The sequence below is a fragment of the Chryseobacterium subflavum genome (genome assembly GCF_055762745.1).
Window position 1 is genome coordinate 1 of sequence record NZ_JBVTMR010000004.1, and the last position, 20,383, is coordinate 20,383.

Annotated in this window: 15 protein-coding genes; 13 read left to right on the forward strand and 2 right to left on the reverse strand. The window is 36.3% G+C overall.

Going from position 1 to position 20,383, the window contains the following annotated elements:
• Positions 1-327: 327 nt before the first annotated feature.
• Together AC0INN_RS17350 and AC0INN_RS17355 are read right to left on the reverse strand one after the other, a co-directional pair.
• Positions 328-1,242 (reverse strand): metallophosphoesterase family protein, encoded by a 915-nt coding sequence (locus tag AC0INN_RS17350; protein ID WP_273650883.1) that lies wholly within the window; start codon positions 1,240-1,242, stop codon positions 328-330.
• Between the two features lie 291 nt (positions 1,243-1,533).
• Positions 1,534-4,401, reverse strand: a complete 2,868-nt coding sequence (locus AC0INN_RS17355) for a M16 family metallopeptidase (protein ID WP_306614252.1) — start codon at positions 4,399-4,401, stop codon at positions 1,534-1,536.
• A gap of 282 nt (positions 4,402-4,683) precedes the next feature.
• Here AC0INN_RS17355 and AC0INN_RS17360 point away from each other — a divergent pair, with 282 nt between their 5' ends.
• The 13 genes from AC0INN_RS17360 (at position 4,684) to AC0INN_RS17420 (ending at position 20,324) form a co-directional block, all read left to right on the forward strand.
• Positions 4,684-6,009, forward strand: a complete 1,326-nt coding sequence (locus tag AC0INN_RS17360) for a sigma-54-dependent transcriptional regulator (RefSeq protein ID WP_306614254.1) — start codon at positions 4,684-4,686, stop codon at positions 6,007-6,009.
• A 358-nt stretch (positions 6,010-6,367) separates the two neighbouring features.
• Positions 6,368-6,445: a potassium-transporting ATPase subunit F gene (locus AC0INN_RS17365; protein ID WP_373428029.1), complete on the forward strand. Its 78-nt coding sequence runs from the start codon at positions 6,368-6,370 to the stop codon at positions 6,443-6,445.
• Positions 6,446-6,451: 6 nt separating this feature from the next.
• Positions 6,452-8,146 (forward strand): potassium-transporting ATPase subunit KdpA, encoded by a 1,695-nt coding sequence (kdpA, locus tag AC0INN_RS17370; protein WP_306614256.1) that lies wholly within the window; start codon positions 6,452-6,454, stop codon positions 8,144-8,146.
• Positions 8,147-8,324: 178 nt separating this feature from the next.
• Positions 8,325-10,364, forward strand: coding sequence for a potassium-transporting ATPase subunit KdpB (gene kdpB, locus AC0INN_RS17375; protein ID WP_172284155.1), 2,040 nt, complete (start codon positions 8,325-8,327; stop codon positions 10,362-10,364).
• 11 nt (positions 10,365-10,375) lie between these two features.
• A complete protein-coding gene (gene kdpC, locus AC0INN_RS17380; protein ID WP_306614260.1) occupies positions 10,376-10,933 on the forward strand; it encodes a potassium-transporting ATPase subunit KdpC in 558 nt (185 codons plus the stop codon).
• A 233-nt stretch (positions 10,934-11,166) separates the two neighbouring features.
• Positions 11,167-12,537: an outer membrane beta-barrel protein gene (locus tag AC0INN_RS17385; RefSeq protein WP_273650877.1), complete on the forward strand. Its 1,371-nt coding sequence runs from the start codon at positions 11,167-11,169 to the stop codon at positions 12,535-12,537.
• Positions 12,538-12,563: 26 nt separating this feature from the next.
• Positions 12,564-13,649, forward strand: coding sequence for a porin (locus tag AC0INN_RS17390; RefSeq protein WP_306614262.1), 1,086 nt, complete (start codon positions 12,564-12,566; stop codon positions 13,647-13,649).
• Between the two features lie 57 nt (positions 13,650-13,706).
• Entirely contained in the window at positions 13,707-14,816 is a 1,110-nt protein-coding gene (locus AC0INN_RS17395) for a sensor protein KdpD (RefSeq protein WP_172284147.1), read from the forward strand.
• Between the two features lie 5 nt (positions 14,817-14,821).
• A complete protein-coding gene (locus AC0INN_RS17400; protein ID WP_306614264.1) occupies positions 14,822-16,537 on the forward strand; it encodes an ATP-binding protein in 1,716 nt (571 codons plus the stop codon).
• 38 nt (positions 16,538-16,575) lie between these two features.
• Positions 16,576-17,160: a hypothetical protein gene (locus AC0INN_RS17405; protein ID WP_273650873.1), complete on the forward strand. Its 585-nt coding sequence runs from the start codon at positions 16,576-16,578 to the stop codon at positions 17,158-17,160.
• A 556-nt stretch (positions 17,161-17,716) separates the two neighbouring features.
• Positions 17,717-18,388, forward strand: coding sequence for a hypothetical protein (locus tag AC0INN_RS17410; protein ID WP_306614266.1), 672 nt, complete (start codon positions 17,717-17,719; stop codon positions 18,386-18,388).
• 10 nt (positions 18,389-18,398) lie between these two features.
• Positions 18,399-19,151 carry a helix-turn-helix domain-containing protein gene (locus tag AC0INN_RS17415; protein ID WP_306614268.1) on the forward strand — a complete coding sequence of 251 codons (753 nt, stop codon included), beginning with the start codon at positions 18,399-18,401 and terminating at the stop codon, positions 19,149-19,151.
• 24 nt (positions 19,152-19,175) lie between these two features.
• The gene (locus AC0INN_RS17420) at positions 19,176-20,324 is read left to right on the forward strand and encodes an FAD-dependent oxidoreductase (protein ID WP_306614270.1); all 1,149 of its coding nucleotides are present in this window, start codon (positions 19,176-19,178) and stop codon (positions 20,322-20,324) included.
• Positions 20,325-20,383 lie beyond the last annotated feature (59 nt).

A 20,383-nucleotide genomic window follows, 5' to 3' on the forward strand; every position in this document is an offset into this window, starting at 1 on the left:
GCAAAGATACAAACTTTTCTCAATTTTCAAAATAAATTATTATTTATTTTTTTTAAATCTTTCGTTTATAATTACTCTCTTCTGCGCTACCTACTATCTCTCGTTTTCAGTGGGGCAAAAGTATAAACTTTAATGATACCGGCCAAGCTTTTGATAAACTTTTTTAACATAATATCCATAACTTATTGACTACCGGAGACAAAACTTTTAATTGGTATTGCAAAAATTAAAAATAATAAGACAATCCAGATTTCTGAATGTTTATAAAGTACTATAAAAACAAAGACAGACTTAAAAGCCAGTCTCTGTTTACATAATATATAGGTATTAATAATGATGAATTATGTATTCATTCTCAAATGAGCCGTCATCATAAAATTTTAATATAGCATATCCCGGTGGTGTTTCCTGATAATAGAAAGGTTTCGCGGAACGCTTGTCTCCTTCTCCCCACCAGAATCCTGACATAGCTCCGTTACAGAAATAATATACATCATTATACCATGCTCTGTCGAGGAGATGCTGATGACCACTAAGACAGCCTTTCACTTTATCTTTATGCTTATAAAACAAGTCTTTCAATGCATTATGGTCTTTATGCTGCCCTCCTTCCCAGGATCCTGTAACCGTAAGTATAGGATAATGCGACATAATTAATGCATATTCTCCCTGCGGAATATTTTCTAATTGTTGTTTCAGCCAGTTCATTTGTTCAGGATCCAGGGTAATACCAGAGTTATTGCCATCCAACATTATAAAATGCCATTTCTCTTTTTTAGTACTGTAATAACGCTTAGGCATTTTAAGTCTTTTGGCCGCATAGGGAACTCCATGCATTTCATCTGATTTTTCACTTGCCCACCAGATGTCATGATTTCCGACGCAACTATACATATCATAGTCTGCAATTTCCTTCATACAGTTATCCCAGGCATTCCATTGGTCATATACTTCCTGACGGGTAGAGTTTTCCCGGTCCACAGCCATAATGGAATCTCCTGTGTTAAGGAAGAAATCTACTTTCCTGTTTTTGATTTCTTTAAGACATTTTACAAACCTTTCCATTATTTTAGGATCTGCCGGTAAGTGTACGTCTGTAATGTGAGCTACAGTAAACAGCAGTTTCTTTTTTTTGCTTATATCATCCTTCGGAGCTTCGGCCAGCAAGCTGGCTGCAGGTCCTCCCAGAAGTACCCCTGAAATGGCAAGCGGAATATTTGTCAAAAATTTTCTTCTTTTCATAGTCAATGTTTCTCTGATACCAGCATTCTATATAATTTTACCTTCAAAGACAATACAGCAAAAGTTCCATATACAGAATACTAATAATATTTCGGTGGACAAATTTGACTCAATATTTACAAATAAGAATTTCTTACATATTATAAAATTGTTAAGCTCCCATTAATTTTTTACTGCAGTGTTCAATAATGCAGAAAAAAGCATAGCTTATATTTTTAATCAAAGGTTATGAAATATTAAACCCCGAATTTCTTCGGGGTTTAATATGATTAGTATATTATATATTAATATCTAATGTCCAAAAATATCTTTTAAACTGACTTCTTTAAAACTCCCCATTTTATTGACAGCGTCCATATCAAGATTTTCTTTTTTGCCAAGAATAGCTGTATTAAAACGCAAGGGTTTTATTTCTGTCCGGTAAAATTCTTTTATCCCGCTAAAATCCAACTTTTGAATTTCCTCATACATATCTTTTCTGAAATCATGACTAATTCCGATTTTCTTTAATCTTAATGTATTAAAGAAAATGTTCGTTCTGGTAATTCTCGTAGAAGCGATCTGTTTCAGAGCTGTACTTTTTGCATTTTCAAATTGGATGGGCACTTCAGGGAGTTCATTCATCAGTTCAGACATCGTATCTACGGCAATCTGTAGCTTATCAGGCTGTGTCCCAATATATGTCGTTACATAATCCGGGTGTCCGGATTCTGAATTTGCAGCATAAGAAACGTATGCTGAATAAGCTAAGCTCTTGCTCTCCCGGATCTCCTGAAATACAATGGAAGACAATCCCCGTCCAAAATATTCGTTGAAAACGTTAATCTTACCCAAGTTAGCAGTATTGATATTGTGCCCTCTACCGATTTTGCTCATTTCAACCTGTACCATATCATAATTGATGAAATTCACTTTCCCATCGGTTTCAGGCTCGGGATATTTCTTAGGCTCCGGAATTTCCAGGCTTGAAACCTCAACATAATTGTCAATATACGTTTTGAAATTCTCCAGATTTTTTCCGTAGAAGAATATCTGGTATGGAAACGCGAACATTCTTTTCATTCTGTCCGTAAATATTTCAACTTCACTGTTTTGAAGCTCCTCTTTAGAAATCACATCTGTAAACCTGGAAAATTCGCCCAACTTGGTGTAATTCGTTAGAGCTGTCATGATCCGGTTTTTATCTTTTTTCATCGCTTCACGGTTTTCAAGAACTGTTTCGACAAACTGTTTGTAGATTTCCTGATCCGGCTTTACTTTATACATCCAATGCTGAAGAAGGCTAATTCCTTTTTCAATGTTTTCCTCCAAACCGCTCAATGAAATCGTTAACTGATCATTGGTTGTTTTAAAATCATTACTCACACCAATTTTAAAGAACTCTTTCTTCAGATCTTCAGGAGCATAATCTTCAGTTCCCAAATATTGGAGCAGCTGCGTTGATATTGCCAGATCACGATCATGATCGCTTCCAAGCGGGAAAATGAAATAGACCTGTGCTATATCGTTATATTTGTTTTTGACAAAGCTAAGTTTCTTATCCTTAACCTGTCCGGTTATGATCTCTTTATCATAATCAATAAATTCAGGTTGAATATCTTCCGTTTTTTCCGCTAAAATCTGTTTTAAAAATTCCGATTGAGCATCTCTGTTAATTTTAATCGGTGTAATTCCGGGGTTTTCAACCCTGATCAGCTTGTCATTAACTCCTTTTTCCTTATTTATCAGAACATAATTGTCCTTAAAAAAATCATTGGCAAAATGAATAACATCCTGTTTTGTGAATGAAGCATATACATCCATTTCATTAAGCTCCTCTTCCCAGGTTCTTCCTTTTATATAGGTATCATAGAGATTGGTAGCCAAACCATCAGCGGTTTCAAGAGCCTTCATTCTCTGAAGTTTGAAATCATTGATGATGGCAGGAAGCATCCAATCCGGAAATTCTCCTCTTTTGATCAGTTCTATCTGCTCCAAAACCATATCCTTTGCATCTTTCAAAGATTGGGTTTCTTTAGGAACAGCCACAATTGAAAAATATCCATATTGCTTTAGTCCTACTGAAAATGCCTGAGCCCATAACATCCGTTGGGTCTGATTAATATTAAGGTCCAGTAATCCGGCTTCCCCCCTGTTACTCATAATATTTGCAGTAATATCTGCCAACATAGCTTCCCGGGTTCCATAGCTATCCGTTCTCCAGGCCATCTGAACCCTCGGTGTGGTCGGACTTTTTACAGTTCTTTCTACAATTCCCCGGAGAGGCTGTTCTACCACCGGAGTTTTCTTTGGTAATTCTTTATAAGGAATTGTTCCGAAATATTGATCGATAAGCTGAATCGTACGTTCATAGTCAAGATCACCAACCATGACCATGGCATAGTTATTAGGAACATAATATTCATCGAAATATTTGTGAATCGCCTTCATGGAAGGATTTTTCAAATGTTCGGCTTTTCCCAGGGTTGTTTGCTGGCCATTGGCATGGGTAGGAAAAAGAGCATCCATCAGTTCATAATTTACTAACCTCGAGTCATTATCCTGCGCCCGGTTAAATTCTTCGTATACTGATTCCAGCTCGGTATGAAAAAGACGTAACACAATTTCTGAAAATCGCTCTTTTTCAACTTTCAGCCATTTCTCAAGCTCGTTACTGGGAATGTTGTTTTTATAAACCGTCTCATCAAACCACGTATGAGCATTAGTTCCGCTTGCTCCCAATGATGAGATCACTTTATCATATTCATTCGCTATAGCATATTGACTGGCGTCCTGGGATACCTCATCTATTTTTTTATAGATTTCTTTCTTCTTTTCAGGATCTGCCTCTGCCTTATGATGTTCGTACAATTCTGAAATCTGATCTAACAAAACCTTTTCTTTTTCCCAGTTTTGGGTTCCGATTCCTGAGGTTCCTTTAAACATCATATGCTCCAGATAATGGGCAAGCCCTGTATTATCAGAAGGGTCATTGTTGCTTCCGGTTCTTACGGGAATATAGGTCTGAATCCTTGGTGAATCAAAATTCTGGGCAAGAAATACTTTTAATCCGTTTTTAAGGGTATAGATTCTGACTCCGTTTTCATCGTGAGTAATGGTTATATATTCGTAGTTGTTTTTATCAGTATGAATTGTTTCCTTGTATCTTTTGTCCGTCATATGTAAATTCATTTTCATTCATTAAAACAGAATGCTTTACAAATGTAAGGAATACTAAAAGAAAGCATATTACTTTTATAATTATTACATCTATGATGGCAATTCAAAAAGTGGAATTGCTGAATTGCCAATTTGCCGAATTGAAAAGGCGATTTATTACCGACCAGGATCATATGGTACTTTATCCAATAATACATTTTACAATAAATAAAATCTTTCACATTCGGTTTGTATCTGTAAGTTTGATTAAGTTTGCATAAGGTTTTACCTAAAATTTATACCATGTCCGGAAATATTCTGATCATCGATGATGAGCTTAAACTTCTCAAACTTTTGGGAATGATTCTTACTCAGGAAGATTTTAATGTTAAAGAAGCTTCTACTGCCCGTTCTGCCATGACGATGCTTGAGCAATACGAATTTGATGTTGTTTTAAGCGATGTCCGGCTTCCGGATGCATTTGGAGTTGAGCTTGTAAAATCCATTAAAACAAAATATCCGCATCAGGAAGTTATTCTTATGACTGCCTTCGGAAATATTACGGATGCGGTTCAGGCAATGAAAAACGGCGCCTACGATTACCTGGTAAAAGGGGATGATAATGATAAAATTATTCCTTTGGTGTATAAAGCACTGGATAAAGTAAAGGATAATAAATCTAAAATTGTCCAGAAGAAGGATTCACAAAAAGGATTTAATCAGATCATCGGTCATTCACCTGCCATCCTGGAGGCTAAAAAATTGGCGGAAAGGGTTGCTCTAACGGATGCTACAGTACTTTTAACAGGAGAAACCGGAACAGGAAAGGAAGTCTTTGCCAACGCTATCCATGACGGAAGTGAGAGGAAGAAAAATAATTTTGTTGCCATCAACTGTTCTGCATTCAGCAAAGAAATTCTTGAAAGCGAACTTTTTGGCCATAAACAAGGTTCATTTACGGGAGCGATAAAAGACAAAAAGGGTTTGGTAGAAGAAGCTAATGGTGGGACTTTATTTTTAGATGAAATCGGAGAAATGCCTATAGAGCTTCAAGCTAAATTACTCCGTGTTCTTGAAACCCATGAATTCATTAAAATGGGTGAAACCAAGGTTTCGAAGTCAGATTTCAGGTTGATCGCTGCTACAAACAGAAACCTGGAAGAAGAAATAAAACAAGGAAACTTTAGAGAAGACCTGTATTTCAGATTGAATGTCTTTGAGATTAGCCTACCTCCTCTTCGTGAAAGGAAAGAAGACTTAAAAATTCTCGCAAAGAATTTTATTGATATGTTCTCTCATAAATTGCACCTCAGCGCTGTACAGGTGTCTCCCGAGTATTATAAAACACTGGAAAAAAATGACTGGAAAGGGAACATCCGCGAATTGCGAAATACGGTAGAAAGAAGTTTGATATTAATGAACGAGAATATTCTGAATGCTGAGAGCCTTCCGCACTACTCAGAAAAAGTGACCGGTGATAAGGATTCTTTAAGCATCCGTTCACTAGAAAAAGAACATATACAAAAAGTTTTACATTATACTAAAGGAAACAAAGCCGAGGCTGCAAGACTTCTGGAAATCGGTATTGCCACATTATACCGCAAGCTGGAAGAATACGGATTACGATAAAACTGAGCCTATCATTTTAATAAAGAGCCTATCATTTTGATAGGCTTTTTTGTTTTCAACACCTTTTCAAAATACCAATAAAACACTGTAATACAAAACATTAAAATAAAAAACAAAAGAATGGATTCTTTTTTGGCATTAGGGATAACATAATAAATATTTTAAAATGACTATTTCAAAAAAAACATTCAAAACACGGCGTCATTCGAAGTTCAGCTTCCTGATCGTGTCTTATGTACTGTTTACCCTTTTAACCTTAATTATGATAAGATGATGTTGATAATTTTATTAATCCTGAGCGCCATTTTATTTTGGCTATTGTATAAGTCCGTTGAATTTTTTGATAAAATATAAAGCTATGTGGAGTTTGCTTTTTCTTTCAATACTGGCCTTCGTGTATATCTGCTATGTTCTTATAAAACCAGAAAAATTTTAATCTATCATGAACACAGAAATTTTAGGCATCATAGCAATGTTTGTTATCACATTGGTAATAGGAATATTTTTAGGAAAATATATTGCTAATGTTTATGGCCATAAAAAAACTTTTTTGGATCTTGTTTTTCAGCCCATTGAAAAATTAATTTATAAAATATCCGGAATTAACCCTAACCGTCAAATGACATGGAAGCAAAATATGTTTGCCATGTTGAGTATCAATCTGGTTTGGTTGATTATTGGATTTTTCATTTTACTCAATCAATCCTGGCTTCCTTTAAATCCCGACGGAAACCCTAATATGTCTCCCGATCTTGCTTTTAATACGGCAATATCATTTTTAGTCAACTGTAACCTTCAGCATTATTCAGGGGAAACGGGAGTCAGTTATTTAAGCCAGCTGTATTTAATGTTTCTTCAATTTGTAACTGCTGCAACCGGAATGGCTGCTATGGCCGTACTTTTCAAAGCATTTAAAGAAAAGACAACAACAGAATTGGGAAACTTCTTTGATTTTTTTACTAAATCCATGATCAGAATCCTGATCCCAATAAGTATTGTTGTTGCTCTGATTCTTTCTGCCAACGGAAGTCCGATGACTTTTGAAGGAAAGGATCACATCACTACTCTGGAAGGACAAAAAGTTGATATCTCCAGGGGTCCCGCTGCGGCTTTTATTGCCATCAAGCATTTGGGAACGAATGGTGGAGGCTTCTTTGGAACCAATTCGGCACATCCTCTTGAAAATCCTAATTACTTAACTAATATGACAGAAATGGTTACTCAGATGATCATTCCATTCGCTTTGGTATTCGCATTGGGATTTTATTTAAAAAAGAAAAGACTTTCATGGACGATATTTTCAGTAATGACCATAGGCTTTCTGGCATTGGCCACTCCTACCATTTTAAATGAAATCCATGGAAATCCACTGATCACACAGATGGGTGCTGATCATCAGTTAGGTGCAATGGAGGGCAAAGAAATACGTTTTGGAAGTGCTGCTTCGGGATATTGGAGTATTGCTACAACTGTTATTTCTACAGGCTCAGTCAATGCAATGCATGACAGTATGATGCCTCTTTCAGGAATGAATCAGCTTCTTGCCATGATGATCAACTGTTTTTACGGAGGTTGTGGTGTCGGAATTTTAAACTATTTCATTTTTATTATTCTGGCTGTATTCATTAGTGGATTAATGGTGGGAAGAACACCCGAGTTTTTGGGTAAAAAAATCGAAGCCAAAGAAATGAAAATTGCGATGATTGTGGCTTTATTTCACCCGTTTTTAATTCTTGTGGGGACAGCATTAACGGCTTATTTCCCTGAGTTCGGAGCCAAAACGCTGAATAACCCGGGATTCCATGGCTTCAGTGAAATGCTATATGAATTCACTTCTTCATCTGCCAACAACGGATCAGGGTTTGAAGGATTAGGCGATAATACTCCATGGTGGAATATCTCTACAGGAATCGTACTGTTGCTTTCAAGGTTTATACCTATTATCGGTCCTATCGCGATTGCAGGATACCTGGCTCAGAAGAAATATATCCCTGAAAGTGCCGGTACTTTAAAAACAGATACTGCAACTTTCGGATTTATGACTCTAGCGGTGATACTTCTGATAGCAGCATTATCTTTCTTCCCTGCATTGACACTGGGACCTATTGCAGAGCAAATCCAGTATTCTTCTAAATAAACGTGAACACTACCAAGTAAAAATCAACAGGACCATTAAGGATCTGAAATCAAGGAAATTCAAACTAGTCTGATATCATAGAAACATTCACTTGAATAATATTATCCATACCTCACCTTATATTTTAACCAACCTTAATGGTTCCTCTTGATTAACAATTATATAATTCTTTTCAACAATGAAAAATCAATCACAAACATTATTTCAAAAAGATTTGGTCAATGAGGCTATCAAACAGTCTTTCGTAAAACTGAATCCGAAAATTATGTTTAAAAATCCAGTGATGTTTCTGGTAGAAGTCGGAACCGTCGTTATGCTCATCGTAAGCTTATTCAGCTTAACGGGTGATAAAACACAGGGAAGCTTCTTATATAATTTTTTAGTATTTATCATTTTATTCTTCACCGTATTGTTTGCCAACTTTGCTGAAGCCATTGCTGAGGCAAGAGGAAAAGCCCAGGCTGATACCCTTCGAAAAACACGTGAAGAAACTCCTGCTAAACTAATTGTTGACAACAAGCCCGGATTTCAGGTAGAGACTACATTAAAAATGTCTGCTGAAATGAAATTAGGAGATATCTTCCTTTGTGAAGCGGGTGATCAGATTCCTATGGATGGTGAAATCATCGAAGGGCTTGCAACAATTGATGAGTCAGCCATTACTGGGGAAAGTGCCCCGGTCATTCGTGAAGCAGGTGGTGATAAAAGCTCTGTAACCGGAGGTACCAAAGTACTTTCAGACCGTATCAAAGTGAAAGTAACCACAAAACCCGGTGAATCTTTTCTTGATAAAATGATTGCCCTTGTTGAGGGTGCATCCAGACAAAAAACACCTAATGAAATCGCATTAACCATACTTTTAGCAGGGTTCACCCTTACTTTTATAATCGTTACCCTTACTTTAAAACCCTTTGCAGACTATGCGCAAACCCCAATTACTATTGCGGCATTTATATCCCTTTTCGTTTGTTTGATCCCGACAACAATTGGAGGTTTGCTTTCTGCAATCGGTATCGCCGGGATGGACCGAGCTTTAAGAGCAAATGTGATTACCAAAAGTGGTAAAGCTGTAGAAACAGCCGGAGATATTGACGTTCTGCTTCTGGATAAAACAGGTACCATCACCATTGGGAACCGTAAAGCAACCCAGTTTCATCCTGCCAATAACATACAACTTGATGAGTTTATTAAAGCGGCAGCTTTAAGTTCTGTAGCGGATGAAACACCGGAAGGGAAATCAATTATTGAGCTGAGTGAACTACAGCCTCAGGACCTGATTGTCTCCAGCCCTACTTATATCGATTTTACGGCAGAGACAAGGACGTCAGGAATTGATTTCGAAGATACACGTATCCGAAAAGGAGCTTACGATACGATTAAAAAATTAACTGAAAAAGCAGGAAATATCTTTCCTCAGGAAACTCAGGATGCAACCACTAAAATTTCTGAAAACGGAGGAACTCCGTTGGTGGTGTCGGTTAACGAGAAAGTATGGGGAGTAATTGAACTACAGGATATCATTAAAACAGGAATCCAGGAACGTTTTCAGCGTTTAAGAAAAATGGGTGTAAAAACCGTAATGGTAACCGGAGATAATCCTTTAACGGCCAAGTTTATTGCAGAAAAGGCAGGTGTTGATGATTTTATCGCTGAAGCTAAACCTGAGGATAAAATGAACTACATCAAAAAAGAACAGCAGTCCGGAAAACTGGTTGCGATGATGGGAGATGGAACGAATGATGCACCGGCTTTAGCTCAGGCAGATGTAGGTGTTGCCATGAACAGTGGGACACAAGCAGCAAAAGAAGCCGGAAACATGGTAGATCTTGATAATGACCCTACGAAGCTGATTGAAATTGTAGAGATCGGAAAACAATTATTGATGACCCGTGGAACCCTTACCACTTTCAGCATTGCGAACGATGTGGCTAAGTATTTTGCTATTATCCCGGCTTTGTTTATCACTTTTATTCCAGCTCTTCAGAAGTTGAATATCATGAATCTTCATAGCCCTGAATCTGCGATATTATCTGCGATCATTTTCAATGCGGTTATCATTCCTGCACTAATTCCACTGGCACTGAAAGGTGTGGCTTATAAACCTATTGGCGCAAGTGCTTTGCTCAGAAGAAATCTTTTGATCTATGGTTTAGGAGGTGTAATCGTTCCATTCATCGGAATAAAACTTATTGATCTGTTTATCAGTTTATTCTTTTAAAATTTAAAACAATGAAAATTTATTTTATTTCAGCATTAAAATTAACATTCGTCATGCTGGTTTGTACGGGCTTTTATTTACTTTTTGTATTGATAGGTTCAAAATTACTTCCTACACAGGGAAATGCAGAAACCATTACTTATCGGGACCAGAAGTTCTACGCTAATATCGGACAGGAGTTCAAGTCGCCAAAATATTTTCACAGCCGTCCATCCGCAGCTAATTATAATGCCGCGGGGAGTGCCGGAAGCAATAAAGGCCCAAGTAATAAGGAGTATCTGGAAACAGTTCAAAAGAGAATCGATACTATAAAAATGCAGAATCCTGAAATGAAAGATACAGAAGTACCTGTAGAGCTTGTTACCGCCAGTGGAAGCGGGTTGGATCCTGATATTTCAGAAGCAGGAGCTCTTTACCAGGTAAAAAGAGTGGCAAAAGAAAGAAATCTTTCTGAGGCCAGAATTGAAAGTCTTGTTAAAACAAATACTGAAAAAACCCTATTGGGACTTTTTGGACCTTCAAAAGTCAACGTACTGAAGCTCAACATTGCTTTAGATAAATTACAATAGAAGCAGATCTCCTTTACATTAAAATTAGTAATCAAAAAAGAACCTCAGCTTATAATGAATTCTGTAATCTAAAATTCTAACTAAACGGATATCAAAGTTTCCCATTACGAAAAGATTTCGTTTCTATATCATAAAAATATTCCTACCGTTTACAGAATTCATTTTTTTAACCCCCTTTTATAGTGGAAAGCCTTTTCCACCATTACTGCAACACATTATTATCAATATTTATAATGAAATCAAAAACTTTTCATGCAGCATGTTTCTTAGGACTTACTGCTTTGAGCCAAATCAACGGCCAGGAAATAAAAAAAGATTCCCTTCTTGGCAAACCCAAAGATTCATTAATCACAAAAACGGAATCAAGAATTCCTTTTGATGGATATGACCTGACGTGGATCAACGGTCAGAATCGTCAAACCGATTTTCCTTTAACCCTAAAAGACAAAGATGGAGAAACTATACTTACAGGTGTAACCTATGTGGACGCTTATTACAATTATGATTTTAACCGCCCAAAAGATAACACACACACTATTTCCTCAGCTATAGGACGCTCTAATGAAGTGACCATTAATATGGCTAGTATTGGTTTAGAGACCAATTATAAGAATGTAATCGGTCGTTTATGGTTACAGTACGGACAAATGGGCTCTATCGTTCAGGATCTTGATGGAACTGTAAATCACGGTAAAAATACGAGCGTAGGTAATTTAAAATATATCCGTGAAGCAGCAGCAGGTTATCACTTTAATGTAATGCACGGCTTGAATGTGGAAGCAGGAATTTTCATGAGCTATATCGGCTTGGAAAGTTATGTACTGGGAGAAAACTGGAACTACCAGAGAAGTTTGGTGTGCGATTTTACCCCTTTCTATTTTCAGGGAGCAAGAATTCAGGCTTATCCTTCAAAAAAATTTAAAACTGAGATCTGGGTTCTCAATGGATGGCAAACTTACAATTCCTGGAATACGGGTCTTGGTTTAGGGGTTTCCAATTATTATCGTCCTACAGAGAATCTACAGCTGGTAGCTAATTTTTATCTTAACGGAAAAGATACAAGAAACAACCCTGGAGTTCGCCGTTTTCACCACGACCACAGTATTGTAGCCAGATACTATAAAAATAAAGAAAGTAAAGGCTTATCACAGGCAGCATTCAGTATCAATAACCATTACGGGTTTCAAAGTGGAGGCGGTATAAAGGCCAGGGACAATTATATGATTGGTACTTCTGTTGCTAACAGACTCTGGTTTCACCATAATAAAATTGCTTTAACTTTAAGAGCGGATGCGGTTTCGAATCCGGGAGCTTATTTAGCATTTTCACCTTCTCCTGTTGCTCAGAATGATTTCAACGATGCAATTGCATCAGGAGAAAAACTTAAAATGTTTCAGGGAACAGCAACAGTAGATATCATGCCTAATCAGTTTGTGACCTTCAGATTAGAATATGGCTTCAGAAAAAGCAATATCCCCTATTTTGCCGGAAGAGAAGGAACAACCAGTCCGGATGGATGGATAGATACTCCTATAGAATCATGGAGACCGGATCTGAGAAAGTCTGACAGCAGATTTACACTCGCTGTAATGTTCAGATTGTAATAATATCATTTAACTATTAAAACCACATGAAAAAATATATTGTTGTTGGAATACTATTAGGAATATTTTTTCCGAAAGCACAATCTTCAGATTCAATGAAACTGAGTCCTAAAGTAAAATTTTCTGCTTATGCAGAACTGTTTTACACTTATGATTTCAATGAACCCAGTAATCATCTTCGCCAAAATTTCTTGTATTCATACAACAGACATAACGAAGTAAATCTTAACTTAGGTTTGGTAAAAGCTTCTTACGAAAGTGATCATCTCCGTGCCAATTTCGCCTTGATGGCAGGAACTTATGCACAAGATAATATGGCAGCAGAACAGAACGCCTTACGTTATGTAAATGAAGCAAATATTGGAATTAAAATTTCAAAAAATAAAAATTTATGGATCGATGCGGGGATAATGCCATCTCATATCGGATGGGAAAGCGCAATAGGAAAAGACAACATCAATCTGACCAGAAGTCTGGCCGCTGAAAACTCCCCTTATTTTGAAACCGGTGCCAAAATTTCTTACACTTCAGATAGTGGAAAATGGTTTTTAAGCGGATTGATATTGAACGGATGGCAGAGGATAGCGAAGCCGGACGGAAATCAAACCATTTCTTTTGGACATCAGCTAACCTTCAAACCTAATGATAAAATAACACTAAACAGCAGTTCATTTATAGGAAATGATAAGCCAAAAGACGATAAAAGAATGCGTTACTTCCATGATCTACATGGGATTTTCCAGGTGACAGAAAAGTTTTCTACCGTAATAGGTTTTGATATCGGTGCGGAACAGAAATCAAAAGGAAGTGAGCAATATAATATCTGGTATACTCCCAATGTCCTCATGAAATATCAGCTTGACAATAAGTGGACCTTAGGTGGAAGATTAGAATATTATAATGATAAAAACGGGGTCATTATCAATACAAAAACACCAAACGGATTTCAAACCTTTGGGTATTCTGTGAATGTTGATTATGCCATTTTAAAAAACGTCGTCTTCCGTACAGAAGCCAGAGGCTTTACCTCTAAGGATGCGATCTTTGTAAAGAATAATGAAATGCAACAAGGTAATTTTTTCATTACAGCAAGCCTTGCAGCCTGGTTTTAATAATATCATTTAATCACATAAAAAGTGTTTAAAATTAAATTAAAAAGAATAAAATCAATGTCTTCAGCAAAACAATTTTTAGAACTGATTCAAAAATCCAAAAAAGGGAAATTCAAGATCTATATTGGAATGAGTGCAGGTGTGGGAAAAACCTTCCGAATGCTTCAGGAAGCTCATGCCCTGTTACGAAATGGTATTGATGTAAAGATTGGTTATATTGAGACCCACGGTCGGGAAGAAACCGTGGCATTGGTTGATGGCATTCCTGAAATAGCAAGAAGATCTGTCTTCTACAAGGGTAAAAATCTTGAAGAAATGGATCTTCAGGCTATTATTAATGAGCATCCGGAAGTGGTTCTTGTCGATGAGCTGGCTCATACAAATGTTGAAGGTTCAAAAAATAAGAAAAGATGGCAGGACGTCCTTGAAATTCTTGATAATGGGATCAATGTCATCAGCGCAATGAACATCCAGCATATTGAGAGCCTGAACGAAGAGGTAAAAAAGATTACCGGTGTGGAGGTTACTGAGCGTGTTCCGGATAAAGTTCTAGCCCTTGCTGATGAAGTTGTGAATATAGATCTAACGGCTGATGAGCTTCTCACGCGGTTGAAAGAAGGAAAGATCTATAAAAAAGATAAAATTCAGACAGCACTGAACAATTTCTTTCAAAGCGGACATATTCTTCAGCTCCGGGAACTTTCCTTAAAAGAAGTTGCTACCCATGTTGAACGAAAGGTAGAAACGGAAATTAAAACTGAAAACTTTAAGCCTATAAAATTCCTCGCCTGCATAAGCAGTAATGAGAAAATTGCCAAAAATATTATCCGGAAAACAGCACGTCTGGCAAGTTATTACAACAGTCCGTGGACAGTTTTATATGTACAGAAACCTTCGGAAAATCCGGAAAAAATAGCCCTAAATAAGCAACGATATTTAATTAATAATTTTAATTTAGCACAGGAAATGGGGGCTAAAGTAATCAGGATAAAGGAAAACAGCGTTCATAAAGGGATTCTGGATTATGTGATCCAGCATAATATTACAACGGTTTGCATTGGAAAACCACATTCTCATTTCTGGCAAAGAATTTCGGGATATAGCTGGATTTATACCTTAATGAACCGATTGAACGAACGACAGATAGACATTATCATTTTATCTTAAGAGTAATGAAACTTAAAACTAAACTCACATTAGGCGTTGGTCTTTTATTTTTACTGATCGTTTTACTGTCAGTGATCGGCTCTGTGTACATCAATAAACTAAAATCAGACACCGAGAAAATCCTTACAGCCAATTACAACAGCCTTGAGTATTCTAAAAATATGCTGATTGCCCTGGACAGAATGAGCACAGACAGCGTTGTTTCCGTCAGAGATTTCGAAAAAAATAATGCACTACAGGAACATAACCTTTCAGAAATCGGCGAAAAAGAAATCACTCAGAATCTGAAGATCCACTTCAGCAGTTATCTGAAGCAACCTGATTATAAAAAAGAAAAGCTTATCCGTGAAGATTTAGTAAAGATCATGTCATTAAATATGAAGGGAATTGAACGTAAAAGCGATACAGCAATCATAACCGCAGAGCGCGCTACTTTCTGGATCGTAAGTTTAGGAACTGTATGTTTTCTTATCGCTTTTATCCTCTTGTTTAATTTGCCACAGACTATTGCTGAGCCCATCAACCAACTGACCTTCAGCATCAAGCAGATCGCCAATAAAAATTATAATGAAAGGGTTCATTTTAAAGGAAGCGAAGAATTCAATGATCTGGCCAACTCTTTCAATATCATGGCAGAGAAATTACAGGAATACGAAAGCAGTACCCTTTCTACACAGCTGATGGATAAAAAGCGGATCGAAACATTGGTTAATAATATGCATGATGCTGTCATCGGACTTGATGAAAATCATTATATCTACATGATCAATGATGAAGCTTTAAAAATCACCAACCTTCGTAAGGAAGAAATTATTGGCAAAACAGCTCATGAAGTTGCTGTAAACAATGACCTGATCAGGGAGCTGCTTAAAAATATGGACCATCCTGTAAAAGATCCGATCAAAATTGTCTCTGATAATAAGGAGAACTATTTCGAACAGGAAATTGTTCCCATTAATATTGCCAAAACAGGCGAAAAGGAAAAAAAATATATCGGAAAGGTAATCCTTCTCCGGAATATCACCCCTTTCAAAGAGCTGGATTTTGCAAAAACCAATTTTATAGCAACGATTTCCCATGAGTTAAAAACCCCGATTGCGGCTATAAAAATGGGGGTTCAGCTTTTAGGGAATCAGAAATTCGGAGAACTTAATGACCAACAACAGGAATTATTGAAAAGCATAAACGATGACGGGCAAAGACTCCTGGATATTACAGGTGAGCTTTTAAATTTGTCGCAGGTGGAAACCGGAAATATCCGTCTGAATATTAAAAGCTGCTCACCGAAAGAAATTGTTGCTACCGCTATTAAAAATGTTGAAAAACTAGCGGAGCAAAAGAATATTTCGATCAGCACCGACTTTCTCACAAGTGAAGAAGATCTTGTTTCCGCAGATTTTGATAAAACCGTTTGGGTGATGAATAACTTCCTGAGTAACGCCATTAAACATTCTTTTCAGGACGAAAACATCCGAATACTGGTAGAGAAGTCTGAAGCAATGATCTCATTTAGCATCACAGACACAGGAAGTGGAATTGATGAAAAATACCACCGCCAGATTTTCGACCGCTACTTTCAGGTACCGGGAGAACATCAGAACGGAACCGGCCTAGGGCTGGCCATTTCGAAAAACTTTATCGAAAAACAACATGGAGAAATTGGAGTAAAAAGTGCACCCAATCAGGGAAGTACATTCTATTTTGGGTTGCCGGTGGCTTAAGATAAGATTTCATAATTTTGAACCTGAAAAATTTTCAAATGAGAAACCTCTATATCTTAATTGTATTCCTATTATTGTCTCAGATATCTTATGCTCAAAATACTGATACAGATTTCTACAGCAGTGATTTCAAATGGAAGATTCAAATTCCAAAAAACTTTGAAAAAGTAAATAATGATGAATGGGCAAAGTTGCAAGGAAGAGGACAGGAAGTACTTGAAAAAACAACGGGTCAGCCAGTTATCAATCAATCTAAAACTATTTTTGTTTTTAAATCTGATAATTTTAATTATCTGGAAGCCAATTATCAGCCATTTGATCCAAAAGTTGATGGTAATTATGATGAATCAAACAAAGCAGTTAATGAAGTTTTGTATAAAGCATTCAAAGAGAATATGCCAAAAGCAAAATTTGATACCATCAGTACAAAGGAAAAAATTAATAATTTAGTTTTCAACAAGTATACAATTAAAATGATCCTTCCCAATAATATGATACTTGAGTTTCAAATGTATAGCAGATTGTTTGATAAAAAGGAATTTTCAGTTAATTTAATGTTTTTGGATCCAAAAAAGGGAGAGCAAATGATTAATGCATGGAAAGCATCACAGTTCGGAAAGTAATTTCTACATTTATATTATATTCCCTAAATTTAAAGAAAACACAATGCCTGACTTTTTCTCTTTTTTTCCATATCCATTTTTGTTATTTGGTTTAATGTTCCTTATTGTATCTTCCATAGTATTTTCAATTCAAAGAAAAAATATCATTTCCAAATTTAAACAAGCCGACTCTAAAGAATTTAAAAATATCAGAGGAAGTATTGTAACCAATAAGGGCCCCTTAAGTAGAAGTGTTGAATGGTGCAGTTTTGATCTATTAATCAATCAAAATTCAATTTTTATTTTTTCAAAACATTTATACTTCATTCCTACTAGAATCATTAAATTAAGATTCTCTAATTATGGTGATAAAAATACCAGTAACTTTACCCTTCTCAGAGAGTATAAAATCAATAAAAACAGCGTCGAATTTATTTATTACCCATCGTTTGTGATCGCTCGCAGTCGTAAAATATATTTAAAAAATCTTGATCAGAATCAAATTTCATTATTGGAAAATGTTTTAAATAATAAAAGCACGAAGATGTATTGATTTAATAGTTTGGATCTATTAATTATGAATAAAAAATTTTTACTATTTTTCCTTCTTTTTTCTGTATTATTATACTCCCAAAAGAATGTAAGTTATGATAATCTCTATATCTTTATTGGAGAAAAAGTAAGTATACATGAGTTTGATCCTAATATTGATAATGTAAAAAACATTGGGAAAGAACTTGACGAGGAAACAGGTGATTCTATTACAATTTTTCGTGAAACTCATGTAATGGATAATGCATTTAATTGCACCTATAAAGTTTTGAGAAATATTCAGGGAAATCTAAAAGATACCGTACAGTTTAAAGCTTATGATCATTATGGTAGGCCTGGATTTGAAGATGAGAAAAACATCATTTTGTATCTGTTTAAAAACGATAAAGGAGAGTTTTTTCATCAAAAGTATTTTTATGATCCTGTTTATAAAATTGATGGAAAATGGGTAGGGATTTACAGTTCTGCGTTTGCTAATGACAGCAAAAACTCTTGGAGAAATTTTAAAGTGCAAAATATTAATGAAGATAATATTCTTAAAATAGACATTAAAAATTGTGATAAGGATTGTCGAAGCAAATATTATCCAAAGCCCTATTTCATAATAAAGGATAAGATCGCTTATCCTAAAAAGGCGTTTGATGTAGATGATATTATATCTTTTAGGAAGAAAAATTCTTTTGCATTAAAGAACTAAAATATATCTCATGAGTGATCTGGTTTACACATCTTCTGCTCCATCCGCTTCCCTCAAAGACTTTGTGGAAAGCTTTTGGATGTTGGATAATCAATCAGAGAATAAAGAAGTTATTCTTTTGCCTGACGGAAGGATAGATATTATATTGTCACAGTCCTCCACAATGCCTTTTCATATTGTTCTTTTAGGCATTGGAACACATCCTGAAGAAATTGTAATTGCTGAAAAATCCAGAACCTTTGCAATTAGTTTTAATTTACTGGCAACCGAATATATACTTCACGAAACTGTTTCTGATATTTTAGATTATGCTAAGAACCTGCCTGAGAATTTCTGGGGTTTCACTGTGGATGATATGAACGATTTTAATCAGTTCTGTAAAAAAGCAACAGAGAAAATAGCATCTGAACTTTCTCTGCGGAAAATTGATGAACGGAAACGGAAGCTGTTTGACCTTATCTACTCTGCCAACGGAGATATTTCTGTGAAAGAACTTTCTGAAAAGGTGATATGGAGTGAACGGCAGATCAACCGTTATTTTAATCAGCAATACGGTATTTCCTTAAAGTCTTATTGTGGAATTCTCAGATTCAGAGCCTCTTTTACACATATTAAAGAAGGAAAACTTTTTCCCGAACAAAACTTTAGTGACCAGTCTCATTTTATAAAAGAGATTAAAAGGCTTTCCGGGTTTCTCCCAAAAGAACTCAGCCAAAATAAAAACGACCGATTTATACAATTTTCTGTTCTTCCCGGGAAGTAATTTTGCGTCATAATTTAATAGATTATGATAGTACAAAATAAAAAAGTAGCCATTATTGGTGGAGGTCCCGGCGGGCTTACTTTGGCAAATCTCCTGCAGATCAACAAAGCTGAAGTTCAAGTTTATGAGCGTGATGAGCATAAAGATGTCCGTGTACAGGGAGCAACTTTGGATCTGCATGAAGAATCAGGACTGGAAGCTTTAAAAAGAGCCGGGTTAATGGATGCTTTTATCGCTCACTACCGTCCAGATGCGGGAAAATTAAAAATTTTAGACAAAGACCTTACAGTTTATCTCAACGAACATGATTCCGTGAATTCACATAGTGAAGACCGTCCTGAAATCGATAGGGCTCCATTAAGAAAAATTCTGTTGGAAGCACTTACTCCGGGAACCGTGGTTTGGGATAGTCAGTTTTTATCTATGAAAAAACAAGGTGATGGCTGGAGGCTTTATTTTAAAAACGGGAAATCGTATGATGCAGACATCGTTATTGCCGCTGACGGAGCCAACTCCAGAATACGACCTTATATTACAGATATTCAGCCTGTTTATTCAGGAATAACTATGGTTGAGGGAAATATTTACCACGCAGCTATTAATGCTCCAAAGCTCTGGAAGCTTGTAGAAGGGGGTAAAATTTTTGCGTTGGATGAAGAAAAAACATTATTGTTCAGCACCAAAGGAGATGGTACGCTCACTTTTTATACAGGATGTAAAGTCGATGAAAATTGGGTCAGGGAATCCGGAATCGATTTTAGTAACCGAGAGCAGATCTTCGAATGGTTCAGAAAAGAATTTGGAACATGGAATGAGACCTGGCAGGAATTGTTTATGAGTGAGGATTCATCATTTGTTGTACGTCCTCAGTACCACTACCCGCTTGATCAAAAATGGGAAACACTTCCTAACCTGACCATGTTGGGGGATGCTGCCCACAGAATGCCACCTTATGCCGGAGAGGGAGTAAATATGGCGATGCAGGATGCATATGAGCTTGCAGAATGCCTTACTAGCAACAAGTATGACACCGTTCAGGATGCTTTATCTCATTATGAAAAGCAAATGCTAAAAAGGGCTTCAGAAATTACCCGGGTTACTTTGGATAATACTATCCTGATGCATGCACCTAAAGCTATAGAAAAACTAATGAAGATGTTTAATGGTGATTAAAACAGCTCTGTGAAGGCCATAACAGAGAAATCATAGATTGTGTTTTTATACTCATATTT